This is a genomic window from Monashia sp. HAY1-5C, assembly GCF_056755255.1.
This window is the reverse complement of the sequence record NZ_JBPGXG010000379.1, coordinates 1-242: the sequence shown is the minus strand read 5'-3', so window position 1 is coordinate 242 and position 242 is coordinate 1. Positions and strand designations below refer to the sequence as shown.

Genomic DNA, 242 nt, shown 5'->3' with positions numbered 1-242 from the left:
CCCCCCCCCCCCCCCCCCCCCCCCCCCCCCCCCCCCCCCCCCCCCCCCCCTTCCCAAACAAAAAACCACACCCCAGATGTAGCTCCGTCTCGTGGGCTCGGAGATGTGTATAAGAGACAGGGCCAGGGACAGCACGACCGGCAGGTAGATGCTCGTCTGGTAGAAGCGGGTGCTCTTCGCGGTCCTCGTCGACCGGGGCGTGACGCTGTCTCTTATACACATCTGACGCTGCCGACGACGGA

The 242-nt window shown here is 67.4% G+C and carries 1 pseudogene; it reads right to left on the bottom strand.

The window, feature by feature from the left end:
* Positions 1–222: pseudogene (locus ACR9ZK_RS22120) on the bottom strand (hypothetical protein); the annotation flags it as partial.
* Positions 223–242 lie beyond the last annotated feature (20 nt).